The 20,620-nt window shown below is 38.1% G+C and carries 17 protein-coding genes; 8 read left to right on the top strand and 9 right to left on the bottom strand.

Annotation, left to right across the window (positions count from 1 at the left end; genetic code table 11):
* Positions 1–98 precede the first annotated feature (98 nt).
* From LEP1GSC203_RS07955 to LEP1GSC203_RS07945, 3 genes are all read left to right on the top strand, one after another.
* Positions 99–851 (top strand): rhomboid family intramembrane serine protease, encoded by a 753-nt coding sequence (locus LEP1GSC203_RS07955; RefSeq protein ID WP_002973496.1) that lies wholly within the window; start codon positions 99–101, stop codon positions 849–851.
* A gap of 122 nt (positions 852–973) precedes the next feature.
* A complete protein-coding gene (locus LEP1GSC203_RS07950; protein WP_002973395.1) occupies positions 974–1,813 on the top strand; it encodes a hypothetical protein in 840 nt (279 codons plus the stop codon).
* A gap of 111 nt (positions 1,814–1,924) precedes the next feature.
* Positions 1,925–2,644 carry a glycosyltransferase gene (locus LEP1GSC203_RS07945; protein WP_002973289.1) on the top strand — a complete coding sequence of 240 codons (720 nt, stop codon included), beginning with the start codon at positions 1,925–1,927 and terminating at the stop codon, positions 2,642–2,644.
* Between the two features lie 16 nt (positions 2,645–2,660).
* Here the strand turns inward: LEP1GSC203_RS07945 and LEP1GSC203_RS07940 are convergent, their stop codons facing one another.
* From LEP1GSC203_RS07940 to LEP1GSC203_RS07930, 3 genes are all read right to left on the bottom strand, one after another.
* Positions 2,661–3,911: an adenylate/guanylate cyclase domain-containing protein gene (locus LEP1GSC203_RS07940; RefSeq protein WP_002973263.1), complete on the bottom strand. Its 1,251-nt coding sequence runs from the start codon at positions 3,909–3,911 to the stop codon at positions 2,661–2,663.
* Between the two features lie 239 nt (positions 3,912–4,150).
* Entirely contained in the window at positions 4,151–5,362 is a 1,212-nt protein-coding gene (locus LEP1GSC203_RS07935) for an NADP-dependent isocitrate dehydrogenase (RefSeq protein ID WP_002973552.1), read from the bottom strand.
* Positions 5,363–5,408: 46 nt separating this feature from the next.
* A complete protein-coding gene (locus LEP1GSC203_RS07930) occupies positions 5,409–6,026 on the bottom strand; it encodes a hypothetical protein (protein WP_002973349.1) in 618 nt (205 codons plus the stop codon).
* 27 nt (positions 6,027–6,053) lie between these two features.
* Here LEP1GSC203_RS07930 and LEP1GSC203_RS07925 point away from each other — a divergent pair, with 27 nt between their 5' ends.
* Together LEP1GSC203_RS07925 and LEP1GSC203_RS07920 are read left to right on the top strand one after the other, a co-directional pair.
* Positions 6,054–6,428, top strand: a complete 375-nt coding sequence (locus LEP1GSC203_RS07925) for an LIC_13246 family protein (RefSeq protein WP_002973424.1) — start codon at positions 6,054–6,056, stop codon at positions 6,426–6,428.
* A 56-nt stretch (positions 6,429–6,484) separates the two neighbouring features.
* Complete coding sequence (locus tag LEP1GSC203_RS07920; RefSeq protein WP_002973529.1) at positions 6,485–7,519, top strand: hypothetical protein; 1,035 nt, start codon at positions 6,485–6,487, stop codon at positions 7,517–7,519.
* A 58-nt stretch (positions 7,520–7,577) separates the two neighbouring features.
* Here LEP1GSC203_RS07920 and LEP1GSC203_RS07915 read toward each other — a convergent pair whose 3' ends face one another.
* The gene (locus LEP1GSC203_RS07915; protein WP_002973232.1) at positions 7,578–8,525 is read right to left on the bottom strand and encodes an MBL fold metallo-hydrolase; all 948 of its coding nucleotides are present in this window, start codon (positions 8,523–8,525) and stop codon (positions 7,578–7,580) included.
* Positions 8,526–8,573: 48 nt separating this feature from the next.
* On the opposite strand from LEP1GSC203_RS07915, the gene trmB reads away from it, so the two are divergent.
* The gene (trmB, locus tag LEP1GSC203_RS07910) at positions 8,574–9,233 is read left to right on the top strand and encodes a tRNA (guanine(46)-N(7))-methyltransferase TrmB (RefSeq protein WP_002973364.1); all 660 of its coding nucleotides are present in this window, start codon (positions 8,574–8,576) and stop codon (positions 9,231–9,233) included.
* 33 nt (positions 9,234–9,266) lie between these two features.
* Here trmB and LEP1GSC203_RS07905 read toward each other — a convergent pair whose 3' ends face one another.
* The 4 genes from LEP1GSC203_RS07905 to rsgA form a co-directional block, all read right to left on the bottom strand.
* A complete protein-coding gene (locus tag LEP1GSC203_RS07905; RefSeq protein ID WP_002973272.1) occupies positions 9,267–12,866 on the bottom strand; it encodes a tetratricopeptide repeat protein in 3,600 nt (1,199 codons plus the stop codon).
* Positions 12,863–14,476 carry an LIC10124 family lipoprotein gene (locus LEP1GSC203_RS07900; RefSeq protein WP_002973236.1) on the bottom strand — a complete coding sequence of 538 codons (1,614 nt, stop codon included), beginning with the start codon at positions 14,474–14,476 and terminating at the stop codon, positions 12,863–12,865. The genes LEP1GSC203_RS07905 and LEP1GSC203_RS07900 overlap by 4 nt, the downstream gene beginning before the upstream one ends.
* The gene (locus tag LEP1GSC203_RS07895; RefSeq protein ID WP_039937519.1) at positions 14,473–15,444 is read right to left on the bottom strand and encodes a FecR family protein; all 972 of its coding nucleotides are present in this window, start codon (positions 15,442–15,444) and stop codon (positions 14,473–14,475) included. The genes LEP1GSC203_RS07900 and LEP1GSC203_RS07895 overlap by 4 nt, the downstream gene beginning before the upstream one ends.
* 65 nt (positions 15,445–15,509) lie before the next feature.
* Complete coding sequence (gene rsgA / locus LEP1GSC203_RS07890) at positions 15,510–16,463, bottom strand: ribosome small subunit-dependent GTPase A (protein WP_002973444.1); 954 nt, start codon at positions 16,461–16,463, stop codon at positions 15,510–15,512.
* Positions 16,464–16,512: 49 nt separating this feature from the next.
* On the opposite strand from rsgA, the gene LEP1GSC203_RS07885 reads away from it, so the two are divergent.
* Positions 16,513–18,339, top strand: coding sequence for a sensor histidine kinase (locus tag LEP1GSC203_RS07885; protein ID WP_002973299.1), 1,827 nt, complete (start codon positions 16,513–16,515; stop codon positions 18,337–18,339).
* Here the strand turns inward: LEP1GSC203_RS07885 and LEP1GSC203_RS07880 are convergent.
* Positions 18,336–19,424, bottom strand: a complete 1,089-nt coding sequence (locus LEP1GSC203_RS07880; protein ID WP_002973215.1) for an acyl-CoA desaturase — start codon at positions 19,422–19,424, stop codon at positions 18,336–18,338. The genes LEP1GSC203_RS07885 and LEP1GSC203_RS07880 overlap by 4 nt on opposite strands.
* 59 nt (positions 19,425–19,483) lie before the next feature.
* Between LEP1GSC203_RS07880 and LEP1GSC203_RS07875 the strand changes: the two genes are divergently transcribed.
* Positions 19,484–20,617, top strand: a complete 1,134-nt coding sequence (locus LEP1GSC203_RS07875) for an LBF_2804 family protein (protein WP_039937516.1) — start codon at positions 19,484–19,486, stop codon at positions 20,615–20,617.
* The last annotated feature ends 3 nt before the right edge of the window (positions 20,618–20,620 follow it).

The raw sequence follows: 20,620 nt of genomic DNA, 5'->3' as shown, positions 1-20,620 counted from the left end.
AAAAGTCAAGACCATACAATATTCTGATTTTTTTGGTATAAAATAAAGAGATTGGCAATTGATTCAAAATTTACAAGTATTGACGGAACCAACTAACAATGTTTGTATTTGAGAAAGCAAACCATAACTTTAGAAAACCAATCCTAACTTTTGGATTTATTTTTCTGTCTATGTTGACTTTGTTTTTTAATGATCCTAAATCCTATGCATTCACACCCAATCAGGAGATTGGTTTCAATTTAGTTTTCTCCTTCTTTTTTAATTCTTCTTTTACGGAATGGCTTACAAATGCAATCTATTTGTATATGTTTGCTGACAATATAGAAGATGTAATCGGACATTTTTATTTTTTCATTTTATTTCTTTTTTTTGGAATCCTAACCAACCTAACCTATTTTTTATTTCATATACATTCCAATATACCTGTTGTTGGCACATCTGGTGTTGTTTCAGGAATTCTTGGAATGTATTATGTATTTTTTCCAAATGTAAAAAGTATGATGGTATTCGAAAGGATCAGTTTTCGAGATGTACCAATATTTATTAGTCTCAGCGTTTGGATTCTCATCCAATCCTGTTTCTATGTAATTGAATTAGACAACCAAGTACGCAGTGTTTACGGGGGGCAAGTAGTTGCTTTTTTAACAGGTGCTACCCTTGCTCAAATTTTTGTGCGCTACCGATTTATAGATCGATTAGAAAATAACCTACGGATGTCTACTTTTAGAAACAAAACTGTTCTTTGTCCTTCTTGTAATAAACCAATTCCTGCAAAAAAATATGGAAGGTTCCACTGTTCGTCTTGTAATACAAAATTCACTTTCGATCGAACTGGAAAGAAATTTCTCTAACTTCTCCTTGTTGGTATTTATATCTAAATTCTCTTAAAAATATTCCCCTAGTTTAATTTCTCGTCGACAATTTGTTTTCCCTGTTTATAATCCTCCGTTACCTTGCAATGGGAGAATTATCGATGCAAAGAATCTCGTTCCTTTTTCTTGTGTTTGCCATTTCCTTTTTTCCAATCTTAGCGGAAGAAAAACCAACTCCACCAGGTCCTCCCAAGGAAGGTTATTATATCATCACTTACAAAAACTATGGCATCAATCTTGAAATCAATGTGAATGGATATGATGTAAGAGATGGATCATCGAATGAAGACTCCTCCGGACAAGCAGATATCAACTACTGGATTTTACCTGAGAAAAACAAAATCAAGATCCGACTTACAGAACGAAAGGGAAAACAAAAAGAAAATACTGGACTTTCCAAAGAAGCAGAAGTCAAATTATTCATAGGCCAAAAAGGACAATTCCCTGACGAGGGAATTTTGTTAGAACATTTCCAATGGCCAACGTCCACCAAAGATAGATTAGGTGAATGGACAGAGATTGAGATGAACACACCTTTTGTTCCACCCAGTCAATTGTGGAAACAAGCAGAAACCATCACCCTTTCCAAAGAAAAAGAATCTTCTATCCGTACATTTGCAAAAGAATTCACAACAACTCTCAATTCAAAAGATGCAAAACAAATCCTTACTTGGATACAATTTCGTGCGCAGGACACTTCTGAAGTTCGTTACTATCCTTATGTAGAAGCTGACGAACTAAAATCCGTATCTGGAATGACTAAGGCCATTGGCTCAAGTTGGAAATTAGAAACTAAGGACATCCGTTTTTCATTGATTTGTAACAACCAAATCGTGAGCGTAACAAACAAAAAAGGGGAACCCATCATTGCTTCAAAAAAAGGGGCAGCCATTCCTCTTTACTTAAGTTGGATAGGTGGCAAATGGGTAATTGTACGTTAGCTTAATCTATCGATCGGATCCATACAATAGCGGAGTAATTTACTTGATTTCCCGCATTGTATGTTTTCCACTGCTTAGTTAGATTCAGTAAAAACCGTTCCAACCGTTCTCATGGTTAAAAATCACCTTAGTTTAGTCATTCCCTCTTACCGTGAATCAGAAAGACTCCCGCTCTTTTTGGAATCTCTTTTGGATACATTCAAAGGTTCCAAGTCTATTGAATTCATTGTAGTCGATGATGGAAGTCCACTCGAAGAATTCAAAACTCTAAACATTAAAATCAAACATTTACTTTCCAATCCCCAATTAAAAATAATTCGCCAAGAAACAAATTCTGGTAAAGGGAGTGCCATTCAATTGGGACTACAAAATGCAAAAGGCAATTATTATGGCTTTGTAGATGCCGACGGTGCGACCCCTGCTTACGAAGTTTTACGCATTTGGAACTACGCAAATGATCACAAAGAAATAGACTTACTTGCGGGTTCTAGAATCATCATGATGGGGCGAAATGTAAAAAAGTCATTCTACAGACATCTTACCAACCGAATCTTTTCATTTTATTTTTCCTTAGTATTTCAAATTCAAATGTATGATCCACAGTGCGGATGTAAAATTTTCAAAAAATCTTCCTATTTAGAAGTCATTCAAAAAATTTCCGACTTACGTTGGTTATGGGATACTCAATTACTAGTTTTATTATTTAGAAATGGATTTAAAATTGAAGAATTTCCTGTGGATTGGAAAGACATCCCTGGATCCAAATTTAGTTTTATGAAAGATTCAATTCGTGTGGTCCTATCCACTTGGAAATACCGAAACATTCATTAATCAAATATTTTTTATCCTAATATTTTTTCTTCACACGTTCCGAAATGGCAAATATTTTCTGTGGAGAACCAATTCCTTTGAGTTTGTGTTCCCCTAGCTCTTCCCAGCGAACAGGGATTTGGTTGGCTAAATTTTCGGAGGCCAAGACAGCTTTACCTAACTCTCCACACATCCCAGCAATTCGACTCGTTAGATTGACAGCTTCCCCAATCACCGTAAAATCCAACCTTTCTGTAGATCCAATATTTCCATAAAGGATTTCGCCGGAATGTAAACCCACCCCATGATGGATGGGAAGTTTTGATTCTTTTTCTCTCTCTTGGTTGTGGAGAAACAAACTTTCACCTAACTTTCTTACTGCGAGAAGCACTTTCTTTCCAACATAGGTTTTATTCGATTCTGTATAAGGAAATACAGCTAAAATTCCATCACCTAAAAGTTTCAAAACTTCTCCGCCATGGGATTCAATCATTGGAATTGCTAAACCAAAATAATCGTTTAACAACTGTATTACCTCACCAGGGGACAATTTTTCACTCAACCCAGAATAATTGCGAATGTCAGAAAACCAAATTACCGATTGGATGTTATCAAGTTCCCCCAAATAAATTTTTCCCGAGTAGACTGTGGAACCAGTTCGTTTTCCAAGATAAATACTCAGCAGTGATTCGGTAAGTTCTGATTGGATGAAAGCCATCCATTGAAGAGAAATTATTTTTAAAACCTGATCTAAAAAAATAAGTTCTTCTTTTGACCAACCATTTGGTTTGTCTGTAACTAAACTTAAAAAAGCATAACTTGTTCCTTTTTGTAAAATGGGAACGGCAAAATAACCAGTGGCACCTAATGGAGCCAAATCATCCAGAATTGGATACGGAAATGTTTTTTCTTTATGATCCACAAAACTAAAGTAATACGGCTTTTTTGTAGACATCACATATTGAACAGGACTAACCGCAAATTGAGAAGTTTGCAACGATCCCAATCGAAAACGCACCTCTCGAAGGAATCCTATTTCAGATTCAATCGTTGTTTTTGAATGTAGTAACGGTGTTGTGGATTCATCAAAGTATTCTTTTTTTTCTTTAGGAACCCAAGTATAGGATAAGGATTCAACTTGCGGGTGAAGTGTACGAGTACCCATATTGACTCGAACAATTTGAAATCCTTGCCTTTGTAAATAACCAATCGCTTTGTCAAAAAGTTCAGCGGATGATTTCACCGCTTGCGATTCATTCGAATACCATTCTATAAATTTAGCGATCATTTGTTTATTTGACTTCAACAGCGAACTCAAAATCACCTTCCGTTATATTTTTTGTCCAACCTACACCATATGCAACTTATTTGTAAATTTTGCATGTTTTGTTTCACGAATATCTAATGTATTAAGAAGATTGAATGTACGATAACTAAAGACGATTTCAAGGAAATATTTGATTCAGGAGAAAGGTGGGAATAAAAAACCCCACTCAGGTATGATTGAGTGGGGTAATGGGTGTAAACTTATTTTAGTTTAGAATCCAAACGTTTTTGTACAGCTTCCATAAATTGGAAAGTATCAAGTTCTGTTTTTTTAGCAGCTGTAGAAAGAGAAAGTAAGTCTTTAGTCATCTCACCACCTTCAATGGTTTCAATGATGGCTTCTTCCAATTTCAAAGCAAAGTTCACTACATCAGGAGTTCCGTCAAGTTCCCCACGTTTCGCAAGAGCTCCTGTCCAAGCAAAAATGGAAGCAACAGAGTTTGTCGAAGTAGTTTCGCCTTTTTGGTATTTACGGTAGTGGCGAGTCACAGTTCCGTGTGCCGCTTCATACTCATACTTTCCATCGGGAGATACTAGAACTGAAGTCATAAGACCAAGGGAACCAAATCCAGAAGCAACCATATCACTCATAACGTCACCGTCGTAGTTCATAAGGGCCCAAAGTTGGCCACCTTCGTTTTTCATGATCTGTGCAACAGCATCATCGATAAGGTAGTAACTATAAGTAATCCCAGCAGCCTTCATAGCAGCATCTTGTTCTTTTGCCATGTTATCAAAGATATCACGGAAACGAGCATGATACTTTTTAGAGATTGTATCTTTCGTTGCAAACCAGATGCTGATTTTTTCAGACAAAGCATAAGTAAAACAAGCTTTGGCAAAAGATTTAATCGATTCATCTAGGTTGTGCATAGCAAGAGCCACACCAGCACCTTTGAATTCATTTACGAGTAGTCTTTGTTTTTCTTTTCCAGATGCATCTGTATAAACTAGTTCTACTTTTCCTGGACCATCCACAAGGATTTCCACATCACGGTAGATATCGCCATAGGCATGTCTTCCAATCGCAATTGGTTTTTTCCAAGAGTTAACAGCTGCTGGAATATTTTTAATGATGATAGGTTTACGGAATACTGTTCCATCTAAGATGGCACGGATGGTTCCGTTAGGTGATTTCCATTCTTGTTTTAAGTTGTATTCTTTTACGCGGTCTGCGTTCGGAGTGATGGTTGCACATTTAACACCTACGCCATGTTTTTTGATCGCATTTGCAGAATCTACAGTGACTTGGTCATCTGTTTTATCACGGTATTCAACGCCTAAGTCGTAATATTCTAAAGTGATGTCTAAATAAGGGTGGATGAAACGATCTTTAATTTCTTTCCAGATAATTCTTGTCATTTCATCGCCGTCTAACTCAACAAGCGGTGTTTTTACTTTAATTTTTCCCATTGATTTCTCCTAAACTCGGTCCATTTTTGATTCGTTTAAAATACAGTTATGTTGGATCTGCCATGTACAAATTCCACAGATAGTGACAAAACTCCGTAGAATTATTGATCGCTCCTGAAATGGTATGAATTCCCGTGAGGGATGTATATCTTTTTCTATAGGCATCACGTTCTGAAATCTCAGAAAGTTTTACTTCCAATCGAACAAGAATCTCTTTCCAAAATTCACAATGTTCTTTCACCAAAGGGTCTTTGGCAGTGATCCTAAGGTTTTCAGCTTTCTCAATTTGGATCTCCCAAAAATGAGAGGGAAATGCGGGCGGTGTGTACCGGTCCCGGATAGCTTCCAAATCTTTTTCTATGTCTTGGTCTTTGAATGTGGTAAAAAAGAAAAATCCGCTAATTTTTAAAGAGATGGGTAAGTAAAAACTAAAAGTGCGATCATTGGAGACCATCTGTTGGAGAGTCCATTGGGCAGATTTTCCCTTCGGTCTTTTTTCTAAAAAGGACTTAGAGTCCAAGGATGCTAATTCATCAAAACAGTATTGGGCAAACCGGAGTTTCTCTTTCCAGAATATTTCTAAAATCTCCGTTACCATATCCGTTTCGTTCATCTTGGATAGGGGAAAGTATTTTTCAAGTGAGAATCCTTTTTTAAGAACCAAAGTCAAAGTTCCACCACCACACCGGATATGAAAGAAACTGAAGTTTCCTGGCGTGAACTTATGACAAAAAAAGAAGAATTCTTACATATCTTACGAATTCTGAACCACTACTACGAAATGAGAGGGGAAACCAAGTCCAAACAGTTTGCCTTCCGCCGCAGTTTAGCCGACTCACCACCCGAATCGGTTCAAATTTTCTTCTCCAAATTAGGGCCTTTTGAATACCAGGTTGCCTGTCGCATCCTTCCAGAAGAACAAATAGAAACCTGGATCCATATCGACGGAATCGCCGAAGAGAGAGAACGGCTTGGACAAATTGGCAATACAGAACATCCAGTGTTTTCGCTCGTTTGTCTCGGAGATTTGTTTGCCATTTCACTTCCCAGCACGGTTTCCATTTAAAGGAAAACCCCAAGAAAAATCTTGATTCTTTTACAAGCGCCCGTTAGGATTTGCCGGTGTTCCGGCAATTCATTCGATTGGTTTGGCTATCTCTTTTTTTTGCATTACTGCCCACAGAAAATCTACTGTCACAAGATTTTAAGACCCAACATTTTCCAGACGAAGGTTACCTACAAGCTTGGAACTTTACCTTTCGAAATGAAAAATACAATATGTTTGCGACTTTCCTTGTTAGTAATTTTGGACCAGGTTCGTATAACAATGGTATATCTCTTCTTTTAAAATCAAAAGACCAACCGGTTTTCTATTCCACTCGTGAATTCGATGCCGATGAGTATGAATCCAAAAAAGGCCAGTTCTACCAAAAGAGTGGAGAAAACTGGATGGAATACAAAAACGGAATTTATTCCTTCTATATGAACTATGGGGACTGGGAAATAAAGTTAGACTATAAACCAAGGAGAGGTTCCGTTCCCATCTCCAAGGGAAGATATCCATTGAGAGACGAAGGAAAATTTGTCCAAGCAGACATTCCCTTCTCTTTCTCCCAAGTAACTGGGACCATTCGTTACAAAGATACAACGGAAGAAGTAAAAGGTGTGGGTGGGTTGGAACATATCCTCTCAAACGAAGCAGTATATCAATATTCCAAAAAATGGGAATTGGTTAGGTCCATTACAAAAGATGGTCACAGAATTTTTACCGGTGGGTTTGTCGGGAATTCAGATTTTCCTGGTGCCTTTTATCGTCGCGTGGCAGTCCTTGATCCTACTGGACATCTGGTTTTAGAAGGTACGGTAGAACGAGCAGAGGTTTTGGATTGGGAAAAAGAACCTACTTCTGGTTATACGATACCAAAAATAGAAGTCCTTCATTTTAACGAAGGGAAATGTACGCTTCTTGTCAAACGAATGCGCCCCATTGCGACTATGAGCGCCCTAGAAAACATCTCTTCATTTTTAAGATTCTTTATCCAACTTTTCTTTGCAAAACCATACCAAATCCACTGGTATGCAGATTTAAAACTGGATTGTCCCGATTGGTCTGGTGAAGCAAAAGGTTACCATTCCAATTACCTAATCAACGAATGAATAGAGAAAGTTCACCTACAATCATTCACTCTTTTTAGAAAGGGTGAAACAAATTTTTCTACAGGATAAACTTTTGTCCTTCATGAGCAATGTGCACTTGCATTCCACCTGGTTTGATTAGTCTAGCTTCATCTAAAATGATTCGAGCTACTTCATGATCCGTGTGATCTGGTTCATGGTGTGTGAGAACAACTGAACGAATTTCCATCATTTCCGCAAACTCTACTGCTTTACTGACTGCCGTATGTCCCCAACCTAATTTTTTTTCCGCCTCAGCAGTGCTATACTGTGCATCGATGATAATAAGATCCGCTCCAGCAATTTGAGGTTTCATTTTGATTAAATGTTCCCTGTCTTCTTCACGATATTCTACGTCTGTACAAAATAGAAAAATTTTATTTCCTTCGCGAATTCGATATCCCGTACAAGAACCTGGATGGCGAAGTCCAAAAGGGATAATTTTAAGTCCACCTAACATATAAGATTCGAATTCTTTCCAAAGATGAAAATGTTTTTTGGATGCCATTTGTTGAAAAGTAATCGGAAAGTTTTCAGGATGTTGTTGGCGAACCAGTCTTTCTTCTAAATTTTCAATACATGAGTAAAAGTGAATATTACAAGAGGGAGAATAACCCGGTTTAAAAAAAGGCCAACCTTGGATATGATCCCAATGAGTGTGAGAAACAAGAATATGAATATCCATTTCTTCTCCGCTAAATGCCTGCGGTGCCATCTGGTTACCAAGGACACGAAGACCTGTCCCCATATCTAAAATAACTTTTTCTCCCCCGTCTCCTTCAATGAACACACAAGTAGTATTTCCACCTAGATCTTGTGATAAGGGAATCGGTAAGTGATTTAAAAATTCCTCTTCTGAGAATCCGGCTGGATCCTTACGCCACTCTTCTTTGGCCATTTGGAGAATCTTTAGTGTTTTCTCACGTTGTTCTGGTTTAGAAATCGGTGTGGGGAGAGAACCTCGAACACCAAAAAGAGTTATTTTCATCTAGTTCCTTTTTAAAATCCTGACATTACATCATCGGAAGGAATGCAATTGTTAGTTAGCCCAGAAATCCAAGAAAAACTTTGGAAGTTTACTACCAAGACTTCCTATCAATCAGACTATCTCCTGCAACCTAAAGACCGCGGAAAAAAAATCGATCTAAAAAAATCTTTCCCGGAAACCATACAAAACTTTGTTTTAGAACTTGGATCGGGATGGGGGGAAGTTGCCATCGAACTGGCTAATGGCGACCGCCAAACAGGTTACCTACTCATGGAAAAGAAGGTAAACCGAATCATTCATACCGAAAAACAACGAAAAACGCTAGGCCTAGAAAATATCCGTTATATGACCGTTAACTTCCAGTGGTTTTTTGATGAACTATTGGAGAAAGAAATTTTTGACACTATTATCATCAACTTTCCTGACCCATGGCCTAAGAAAAAACACCGTAAAAACAGACTGATGCAACCAGATATGCTCGAACAGATTTATGATTTGTTAAAACCAGGCGGGAGATTGTTATTTGCGACCGACTACGGCCCTTATGCGAGACGGACCATATCCCTATTTCGAAAATTTCCTAAATTAGTTTGGGAGAAAAAAGAATATGAATTTGAAAGACCAGGTTTCCCAGTTTCCTTTTTCGAAACTGAAAAAAGAAATGAAGGGAAACGAATTTATTATCTAAACCGAGTCAAACTTAAGTAAATGATTGATCGGCTTTCTTTTTTGCGTTTGGTATCAATCTACAGTGACTGTACTAATGCGAAGGCCATCCCGGTCTCCCTTCCAAGGAACAGGAGTTTTCTCCCGACCTTTGATGAGGAGTAATTCTTTTGACCTACCTTCTACGACAAGTCCATCCAATGGATAATAAAAATCCCCTTCGATGGAATAAGAATCTTTCCACTTAGAGCCACCTTTCCAAAGATAGGCGGTATTTTCAGTATTAAGAAGCAATGACTCTGGATTTTTGACAACCGAGCGAATGGTATCTGTATTACCTAAAGAATACAACTTTGCCTTTTCAGTTCCTTGGTAGATTTGATTGCCCAATTGAACTAAACAAGTGTCTTCTAAACATCCGAGAATCTGAGCAGATTCTTTTGTATCTTTTTTCACAATAGGATTCGATACCTTTTTGTCTTTATCGGAATTGGAACTAGCTCCGATGGAAAACACTTGGATTTGGAATTCTTTCTTTAAATCTCGTAAGACAAAAAGTTTTCCTTCTGAAGTATGTGAAAAATTCAAAAAATCGTTTCCATTCCATTCTTCCTCAATTTCCAAATTAGGGTTGGTTCTTACAATCTTACGATCATTACCTTTTTCTTTTTCCAAAAGAAGTAAAAATCCATTCCCTTCTGCAGAACCTTGTTTGACTTTCCAACCGACAAGAATTTGTTTTTTGAAGCTAGTTTTACCCGATTCTGGATAGATCTTCGTGGCTGTATCGTTAGAGATTCCAACAAGTTCTTTACCAGCGACTAACAACTGATAAGGAGAAGATGTGTATTGTTTCCAAACCAGTTCCTTGGTAATTCTATCATAACCCACTAGGGCAGTTCCATAATTTACGATGATCCGGTTGGGATACACAATGGGTGTAGAAACTGGAGTTCCTGAAAGATTGAGATCTGTCACGTGTAGTGGTTCATCATCTAACGCATCGGAAGGAAGGAGTCTTGCATATTTAGTTTCGCCGTATTCCCGTAAAATTTTCTCTTTTACTTGATTTCTTTTCGCTTTTACTTTATCAGAAGGAGATTGTTTTTGTTTGGCATCTAAAATACGAAACTGTGCAAACAAAGCTTCCGCAGAAGGTTCTTCTTTCAATACTCGATCAATGATCTTCTCTGCTTCTTCCAATTTGTTTTCTTTGAAGTAGATGTAAGCTAATTGGATCTCACCATCCATAAAATCAGGATCAGATTTGCGAATGGATTCTAAAATGGATTTTGATTCTTTTGTCAGGTCTTCATTGAAATAAGCAATCGCTAAGTTATAAGAAGAAAGTCCAAATTCAGAATCTTTCACTCGTGCTTTTTCAAATTCACGTTTTGCATTGTCCATTTGGTTTAGTTTGTAAAATGCCAAACCTTTGGCCACGTTACTTGGTGCAAAATTTGGATTCACTAAAATAGAACGATCAAATTCTCCAATGGCGGCTTCGTAATTTTTACGTTTCATGGTCACAAGACCTAACATATAGTATGCGTAATAGGAATCCGGTTTTTCTCTTAGGATGTCGTAGAATCCGTCTTCTGCTCGTTTTAACTCACCTTTTTTATAATAAAAAGAGTAGATTCCTTCCTTAAAAGAAATTGCATTTTCTTTGTTGGTGCGAACCGCATTTTCCAAAATGGAAAGGCCTTTTTCTTCCTCACCTTTTTCAATATAACATTCTGCAATTTTTACAAGTAAGGAAGCTTTAGGAACTCGATCGTATGCCTTTTGGTATGGGGATACTGCCTCAATGTATTTTTTACGATTGAATAGAGAATTTCCTTCTTTCACAAAAGGCAAAATCTCCGCAAAACGAGAGTTTTCCGCTACTGTCTTTTCCGTTTCAATCAGTTCAGGAATGTCTTTTGTATACTTTTTTGACTTTTGAATGAACTCATTGGCTCGAGAGTAGTTTTCTTTAGAATTTTCCTCTACGGCTCGTTTGTAATACAAACTTCCCAATCGGTAATCAACAGCATCATTGTTCGGGAATTTTTTCTTTAGTCCCATATAAATGGACTCAGCTTCATCCCACTTGCTTGCATCTTCTGCGATTCGACCTAAAGTGATTGCACTAAAAGGATCTGTAGCAGAAAGAATTTCTAGTTTTTTGATGTATTCTTTTTCTTTTTTGGATTCACCAGTTTTTGCATATACTCGAGCTAACCCTTGCAAGGCGCCAGGGTTGGTGGCATCCATTCGGTAGGCTTCCAAAAAGGAACTTTCTGATTTTTTGTATTCACCAAAGGCAAAATAAGCCCGGCCAAATGAATTTTGTGCCGCCGGATTTTCTGGGTTCACACCCATTGCTTTTCCGTATTCATCAAATGCTTGTTTGCGTTTGCCTTGGCGTAGAAAAACATCTCCATCAGCAATAAACTTTTGTGATTCTGCGAGTATCTTTGCCTTACGAATCTCTTCTTTTTTGGCCTTGGGATGAGACTCTGCTTTTTTTAATACATCCAAGGCTTCATCAAACCGGCCAGAATCAATCAACACATAGGCTAAGTTGAGTTTTGGTTCAAAAAAATTGGGATCCCATGAAGCTGCATCTTGGAAACTAAGCGTTGCTTTTTTAGTTTCACCCCATTTCCATTCGCATATCCCTTGTTTGTTGCGTATCTCTGCATTTTTAGGAATTTTTTGTACGGCTTGTTTGGATGTTTTTAAACAATCAGAATAATTATGCGTTTGAATGTAGACATTACACAAACCCACATATGCATTGGGATTTGTGTCAGAAAGAGAAATTGATTTTTTAAAACTATCCTCACTTTCTTTTAGTTTTCCACCAAGTAACTGCGCGTTACCAAGAAAAGACCATACAGAACCATTTTGTGGCTGTAACTCAGTGGCTTTTTTGAATTCTGATGTTGCCTCTGCATAATTCTTTTTTGCCAAAAAATCATTCCCGCGTTGGATGAGAGATGCTATTTTTGTGGAAAGTTTTGCATCTTTTGCAGTTTTTAATTCAGGATTGAGTTTTTCCGCTCTTGCGAAGTAAGCTTCTGCTTCCTCATATCTCTTTAGCTCTAAACAAAGATCCCCTAATTGATTTAACAATTCGATAGGATATGGAAATTCTGGTTTTGTTTCCAAAGGTTTTAGAACCACAAGGCTTTCTTGGTAACGACCCAAGTTTTTTAAAAGTAATCCTGTTTTATAAGTATAAATGGTTTCTTCGGGTTTTAATTGGCTTAGAGTTTGGTAAGTAGCGAGGGCTTCCTCGTTTTCTCCTAGTGTAGATTGAACGGTTCCAAGGCCAATCAGCAGTTTTTCATTTTTGGGTTCTAAGTTTTTGCCTTTTTCATAAGCAAGTTTTGCATTCTCATAATCACCTAACTGGTAATAAGACGCCCCAAGAAGAGAATAACCATCTATAAGTTCAAAAGTTTGAATGGAGGACTTTGCTTTTTCTAAAGCAACATCCATATTTCCTTTTTGGAATTCGTTACTTCCTTCTGCGACAAGTTCCCTTGCTTCTTCAATTTTCTGCCGATCCGATACTTCCGATTTTTCTACCACAGAATCCTTTACGGAAACGGGTTTAAAGTCTCGTGATTGGCAACCTACAAAAAAAACGACGGTAATTAATAAAAAACTAAGTTGTCTCATTTTTGGAGCCTTTCCTCAAACTTAACCATATCAGGATATCGTATTTTTAAACCTCGAAGAGGTGTGCCCGTTAAAGGCGCGTTATGTGGAGTCAAAACTCCCAAATTCCAAAAAGTTTCAAAATTCCATGGAAGTTCTTCCACAGTTTTATTACCCAAAGACAATCGAATCATCTTCTTTTCGATATCAGTCGAAAGTTTGATACTTCTACCCTTGAGTTCATCTTCTTTGTTCCAACGATAGGAAGAACGAACAGGTGCTTCTTTTTCTTCTGCTGAAAACTTTATGATATGAAAGTCTGTTTTGTCGACATAAACAAGAATGGCATTTTGGTTGTGGTCAGTAAAAGACAAACCAACTGCTCCATTTATATCCTTAACAAGATCTAACACAAGTTCGGCTTCGAGGTAATCCGGAATGAGATCTTCAGAATACACTCCATACCAACCAGTAGGAAGGTCTTTGTTTTTGGCAAAGGTAAGTTTGCCAGGAAATGTCGCAGAAAAATTCGGCGAAGCTGAAGTCAGATTCCAAAATTCTTCGGATTCCCAACCTACTCCATCTTCCAAAGATATAGGTAACGCAATGGAGGTAATTTGTTTTGGTCTAATTTTGATTCCCGCTTTTGCATATTCAAAATGAGAATCGTTTTGGGTTCGAATGAATTGGATCGGATAACTTCCGTAAGGAACTCCCGATTCCGCATATTGTGTTTTCCCTTTTTTTTGGCCATCCACTACGATGTCGAGACCAGCGGGAAAACTAGAAATCACAATGGTTCCTTGGGATATGTCGTCGTTCCATTCTTGGAACACACGTGTGGTTTTCCCTGCACGAATTAAGATATTTCGTTTCACTGGATCTTTACCAGGTTTTGCAAAGGATAAAGTATGTTTTCCATTGATAAGGGAATAGGAAAGTAAAGGAGCTTTACCCACTTCCACACCATCCAAATAAATTGTGGTACCTGGTGAGGTAGAAAACACTGAGGCATTTCCACGTAAGGAGGAAGTAAAATAATTTCGTAATTCATCTTCCGATGGGGAAGAAACTTCTGCAAAATACACAGGGACACTTCCTGTCAAAGGTTGGAGTTGTCTTTTTCCATGGAAAACGTCAAATGATTTTAATGACTTGGTTACAGGTTCTTTTTCTTCTTGGTAAACAAAGATCGCCTTGCCATAGTTTTGCGACAAAACAGGATCTTTGTATTGGACTTCAATCGAATGTCTTTCGGCACTGCGAGTGAGAGACAATTCCAAAACCAAATCTAAATCAGAAACTTCCGAAAATTTTGGATCTGGATCCTTGGGGGCTTTTTTGTAAATACCCAGTTTGTTGTGTGGGAAGAGGACTTTCTCTTCGAGTAACAAAAGGTCAGATTTTGAAAACTCCTCTGGAACTTGTTTCCAGAGGAGTGAAAAATAAGGAGTGGATTTATTTACCAGTCGTTCTTTGTAATCTCTGCCCGAAGGAAGGGGTTCCGACTCACCCGGTTCTGGAGTGATGAACTTAGGTTTTGTAAAACTTCGATTTAAAGTTTCGATCTTTGTGACCGAAGAACAATAACCGACTAAAAAACAAAGGACCGGTAAATAAACATATCTCATTTCGTCTTATCAAAACTCTCTTTTGGTGCCAATTTTAGGGAATCTTTCTGAACATCTTTTTTAATGTATTTAGAATCTTCGATAGACTTAGCAGTTGTGATCACTTCGTCTGATTTAGATTTAGTAATCTCACGAGATTTTGCTGCTTTTTCCAATTCTTCTACTGAAGATCCAATGTTTAATTTTTGAAGTTCTTCGTTGTTGGACTTAAGTTCATTTGCAAGAGACTCAAATTGTAACATCTTAGTATTTTCAAAAGCCAACATTTCTTTCATCTCTGAAAGGGATTGTTTGTCCATTGGTTTGATCATTTTATCAGAAAGTTTAGTTTCATTTCCGACTTCAGCTGTTTTCTGTTTGTCGACTACGATTTCATTCTCTGAGTTTGATTTACGGATCGCAACCGCACCATCAAGTACAGTATACTTTACAACGCAGTTTCCAGAACCACAAGCAACGTTTCCACCTTTAGCTGATGGATTTTCCACATTGGTTAGGAAGATCGTTCCACGAACACCCGCAATCGAAGTAGGAGTGACAACACTGAAAGATTCTGTTTTTCTTTCTTTGCGTAGAACAGTCACTAGTTTTCCGTATTGCATGTTCACTTCTGTAGCGCGAGAACCATCGTTTGCGGCAAATGCTTGGCTTACGCTAAGAGAAGTATTTTTGTTTAATTTCAAAACTCCGTCTTCGCCAACAAGAATTTCGACCGAACCATTTTGGCCAGTTACAATTGTATCTTTGGAAGTTAAAACATCACCTAAGTTTGGTTTCACTTGTCCACTTTCACGGATCACAACCACATCACCTTTTACAAAGGCAACTACAACATTACTTTCTTGTTGGGATTTATCTGTAACAGTTGTTACAGATTCTTTAGAATCTTTTTGGCAAGCAGTGAAAAATATGGCAAAAATTGCCACAAATCCCAATACCGACAACTGATTGATTATTGTACGTTTCATATTCCTTCCTCCGGAAATAACATTCTAAGAATAGATAACAACTGAGTGCTTGGCAACTCTTTTCCCTAATGCCTTTTTGTGACAGCTTTGGTCCAATGATCCCTTCTTGTCACCCTGTGGGGGTTTTCTAGGCTCTCAATCATGGATTCTAAGCTCTTTTTTCGGGTTTCATCCATAGACTCGTTAAGGTGTTTTCGCATGGAACACTCAGAACCTAGTTCACAGCAATAAATTTCCTTACATGTTTCTTTAATCTTTCGTAATTCGGGAAAACTTTCCCAAAGTTCGACGGGTGTCAGGTGTAAGATGCCCCATTCTTTGACTCCTGGAGAATCGATCAGGACAGTGTTTTCTTCTAAAAATAAAGCAAAGGAATTGGTGGTTGTGTGTTTGCCTTTTTTGGTCGTGCCACTGATTAGGTTTGTCCTCTGCACTGTCTTTTTTTGGAGATGGTTCATGAGTGTGGACTTCCCCACGCCTGAGTTTCCACAAAGAAAGGTTCGTTTCCCACGGATTCTATCCCACAATGGTTGGATGGATTCTTCTGAAAGTAGAGAAACCGTCATCACCTCATAACCTAACTCACGGTAGTAAACTTCTCGTTCTTCGATTTCTTCCTCAGTGATGAGATCTTTTTTGGTAAAAATGATGAGTGGGGGAATTTGTGTATGATAAGCAGCTGCAAGCAAACGGTCGATAAATCCGGGTTTTGTTTCCGGATCTTTACAAGAAGCAAGGATGGCTAATTGGTCTAAGTTTGCACATAACACATGACTGTCGCCTCGATCACTCTTTCTTGTTAAGTAATTCTTTCGTTCCATTCGTTCGGATATGACCCACTCTTCGCCAGAAGATTTTTCGGCAAGGACCATATCTCCCACAACAAAGGGATGGCGCTCTCCTGAATCCTTTAACCGAAGTTTGCCCTTAAGAACGGCACGTACATACGTGGTTCCTTCTGAATAAATTTCGTAATAAGCTCCAAAGATACGAGCGATTGTAAATAGTTCTTTACCCAAGTGGATTCTTCATTAAAATAATCTAGTTCTTACATTCTATACAGATGACATGCAAACACAAGTTTTCTTTCCTTTTGGAATCATAATCCTTTCCTCTTTTAGCTGGTTTGTTTTTGCCTATGCCTTAAGCACCTCAGATTCCACAAAAAACTTCGTGATCCCAAGCTTTGTCTTGGGGTTTTTGACTCTTTCTCTTTTGTTCTTTTTACGCAGAAAACGTTTATCGCAAAGTACAGAAAAACCTAAAAAACGAGATGAACTCGTCCAAAATCTTTTTGCCTTAGAAAAATTCAAAGAAGAACTCATTTCCTTCAATGACCCAGACCAAATTAGCGATACCATCAGCCAATTTCTCGCATCCAAAATCCCTGCTGACTTTGTGCAAGTGTATACTTGGGACGAAAGAGAGGGGCAGTTTCGACCCAGGCCCTTTTTGGAATCACGAGACCAAAAGTTTTCGCAGTTACCTTCGATACCGGTGTTCGATCCTTTTTTACTTTGGCTTTCCGAAAGAGAAGGAATCCATATCAAAGAAAACTTTTTGCAGTTTGCCTCTCCCAATCACGCAAAGATAGCAAAACAAGCATTAGATTTTTTCAAAGAAACCAAATCAGAGTTAGTGGCTACACTTTCCATTAAATCAAGCCTCGTGGGATTTATCCTTCTTGGAAAACATAAAGAAGGGAAAATTTACGATATAGAAGAAATTGAAATCATATTAGAAATCCTTTCCGTATCCCTCATGTCTCTTTCAAATTCGATGATTTACCAACAGCTGTTAAATCTAACCGAAACTTTGGAAGCTAAAGTGAGAGAACGAACGAAAGAGTTAGAAGAAACCCAAGCTCACCTTGTCCAGTCTGAAAAAATGGCCTCTCTTGGGGTGATGGTTGCGGGTATTGCTCATGAAATCAATACCCCAGCAGCAGTGATCAATGGGGCAGCGGACAACTTGGATGCAAACCTAGTTTTTGTTTTATCTCACTTGGGTGACATCACCCATCTCATTCAAAATCCCGACTTTCGTTCCATTTACCTAGACATTCTCTTTAGTTTTGTAAAAGAGGATCCGGCTGCAAAAATAGATCCTAAAGATAAATTTAAATTAAAAAAGGAAACTAAGTTTCGATTCATCCAAGATGGGATTCCTGAAAACAATGCTTCTGATCTTTCAAACTTTCTTATCGACCACCATCTTTTGCATATGCAAGAGGAACTGATTCGCATTTGGAAAACGGGAGGGAAAGAAACATTTGAAATGTTAAAGAATACTTTGAGCCTTCAGAGAAATATCAAAAACATCAAATATGCCATTCGTAATATTGTTAGAATTGTCAAAGCATTAAAGTATTATTCTCACTTGGGCCAAGCTTCTTATGCTGTTTGTGATTTACACGAAGGTTTAGAAAACACCCTCGTGATTATGCAAAACCAAATCAAACATGGTGTAGAAATTGAAAGGGTATATGGAAGTATTCCACCAGTTCGTTGTAATATTGATGAACTCAACCAAGTGTGGACAAACCTAATCACCAACGCCATCCATGCGATGAAAAAAGTGGAACATCCAAAACTGATAATCTCCTCAAAAAGGATTGGGGAAGATTATGTACTGATTAGTTTTGAAGACAATGGATCGGGGATTCCTTCGGAAATCAAAGATAAAATTTGGGATCCTTTCTTTACTACAAAAGACCAAGGAGAAGGAACAGGACTTGGTCTCGGGATTGTGAAAGGGATTATCGAAAAACACAAAGGTAGGATTGAAGTGGAATCGGCTCCGGGACGAACTTTGTTTATGGTATATTTACCGTTAGTTGGTCCAGGAGACGTTCCCAGTATCCCAAAAGAAATCTTTCGGGAAATTCGAGGTTAAGTAAAAAGTGGCTGGCCGAGAAGTTTTTCCCAACTGGCTTTGGTTTGTTCAAAGTTCTTTTTTAACACTCCCGCTTCTTTTTCGCTAGAGGATTGTTTTGCTTGTTTCCATTTTTGGTATTCTTGTAATGCCGATTCACGTAAACTTGCCAGTTGTTCTTCCCAATGACGCAGTTTGTCTTCACTAACATTAGTATACTTATGAAGAGTTTCTTTTTCTTTCAGAAACATAGTCTTTTGTAAAATTTTTTCTTCAGAAACTTTTTTTAAGTTATAAGTGAGACCTAAATAGGAAAGAGCTTTGATCATCCATTTGGATGGATCATAATCAAACCAACGAATTCCATTCCGATAGTCCGATTGGAATTCATGGTGGAAGTTATGAAATCCTTCACCAAATGTAAAAAAGGCGATGATCCAATTGTCTCGAGCCGTTTGTTCTTTGGAGAAAGTTCTTTCTCCCCAAACATGGCAGGCACTGTTGATAAAAAATGTGAACTGGTGAACTACAAAAAGTCTTAAAAAACCAGCGACAAAAAATCCTTCTAAAAACGAACCCCATAACATAGTGATAAGACCTGGAAGGATAAAACACATGAAGATGGATATCGAATAAAAATGTTTATGTTGCCAAAGTACGAGCGGGTCATTTGCTAAATCTTGTACGCCTTGTTGCACATACTTCCTTTTACGAAATAACCAACCAATATGGGCAAACCAAAATCCTTTTCTTATGGAATAGGGATCTTTATCTGTATCCACAAATCTGTGGTGGATGCGGTGGTCCTCACTCCATTCGAGGGCAGTGGATTGAAAAGCGGCAGCTCCAAAAAGAAGTAACCAAAGTTTGACGGGAGCTTTTGCTTCATAAGCTTTGTGTGAAAAAAGTCTATGGTATCCAACTGTAATTCCCATACCTGTAGCAAAAAAATAAAATACAAATAAGGCCCAAGTACCTAAGTGAATGGTATCATAAAGATAGAAGTAAAGAGATCCGAAGATCCCCACGAGAGGAGAAGTGAGTAAAAATATGGTAGTCACCCAATCGATCGGGATTTGGGATTTGATTTCAGCTTGTGTCGTCATAGAGAATTCCTGTTTCATGGAGTGTGAGTCCTAATCCAGGAGTTCGGTTGCAAAAAAATATGAGTACAGAACGTTACAAGCCGGGTTTTTTAGAACAGTGGGGTCGCCGGGTTCTCATCTCCATTGGCTCCCAATCGGGAAAACTCGAAGATTCTGGGAAAAGTTTTGCCTACCATTCTAGAACTCTCCTCTTTTGGGGTTTTTTTTGGTCTTTTTGGATTGGATTTTTGCCTTCTGTTGCCTTTGTTTATCTTACTACTCACCTTCCCCCACTTTCCTTTTGGCCATGGGAATCACTCTCCTTCCTTTCGCTTTCAGGATTTGTGATTCTTTTGGCCATGGCTACATTCATCGAATTTTATCTCCTCTTTCGATTGGGATTTTATCTTTCCTATCGGATGGCAAAGTATGCAGACATTGCTCTAGCTGAGGAACCGGAACTCATCACACCAATTCCAGGGATGATGGCACGTTTGGTTTTGGAAATTCCTGACCCCAGGATCCGATTGTATGGGATTGATCCTTACAAACACCTAAATGAAAGGGCCTTGTTTTTTCGGACAATTTTGTATAAAAGCAAAGTATTCCTTTCGAATATTTTCGCAAAACTTTTGTTAAAGGTTTTTCTAGGAAGGACAGGACTAAGGTTTTTAATCGAATACATTTCAGGGCCTGTCACAGGAATTTGGGACAGTGTCACCACCTATATCATTTTGTACGAATTACGCAAACGGATCATTACAAGAAAATTATCCGATGCGATGTTATTCAAAATCAAAGCAAAGGAAAGAAAAAAAACATTAATTGAATCAGCTGTGAGAGCCGTCGCCCTCTCTATAGTTTTTACGAAAACTTTCCATCCTAACTTTGAATATTTGCTCTTTGGACTCATTGGACTTTTGCCCGAACGCGACAAATTAAAAAACTTAGATGATTGGAACGAGTTTGTGTTTTCCTTCCAAAAACTCTCAACAGAAGAAAGAAAATGGCCTATTGCTATCTTTGCCCTTTGTTCCTCCTTCGATGGAACTTTAAACAAAGAAGAATTAGAGGCGTTTCGTGACATTACAGACCTCTCCCCTACCTGGTTACTCGACCGAGTGCACATTCTAAGTGCGTCCATTCGAAAAGGGGAACTTACGGAATCTTTAGAATGGATGGAAAAAATCCTTCCCGAAGAATCCATTCACTGAAAG

The sequence above is a fragment of the Leptospira terpstrae serovar Hualin str. LT 11-33 = ATCC 700639 genome, from assembly GCF_000332495.1.
Taxonomy (GTDB): Bacteria; Spirochaetota; Leptospiria; order Leptospirales; family Leptospiraceae; genus Leptospira_A; species Leptospira_A terpstrae.
Note: the sequence above shows the minus strand (reverse complement) of the source record. Positions and strands in the feature narration are given on the sequence as shown.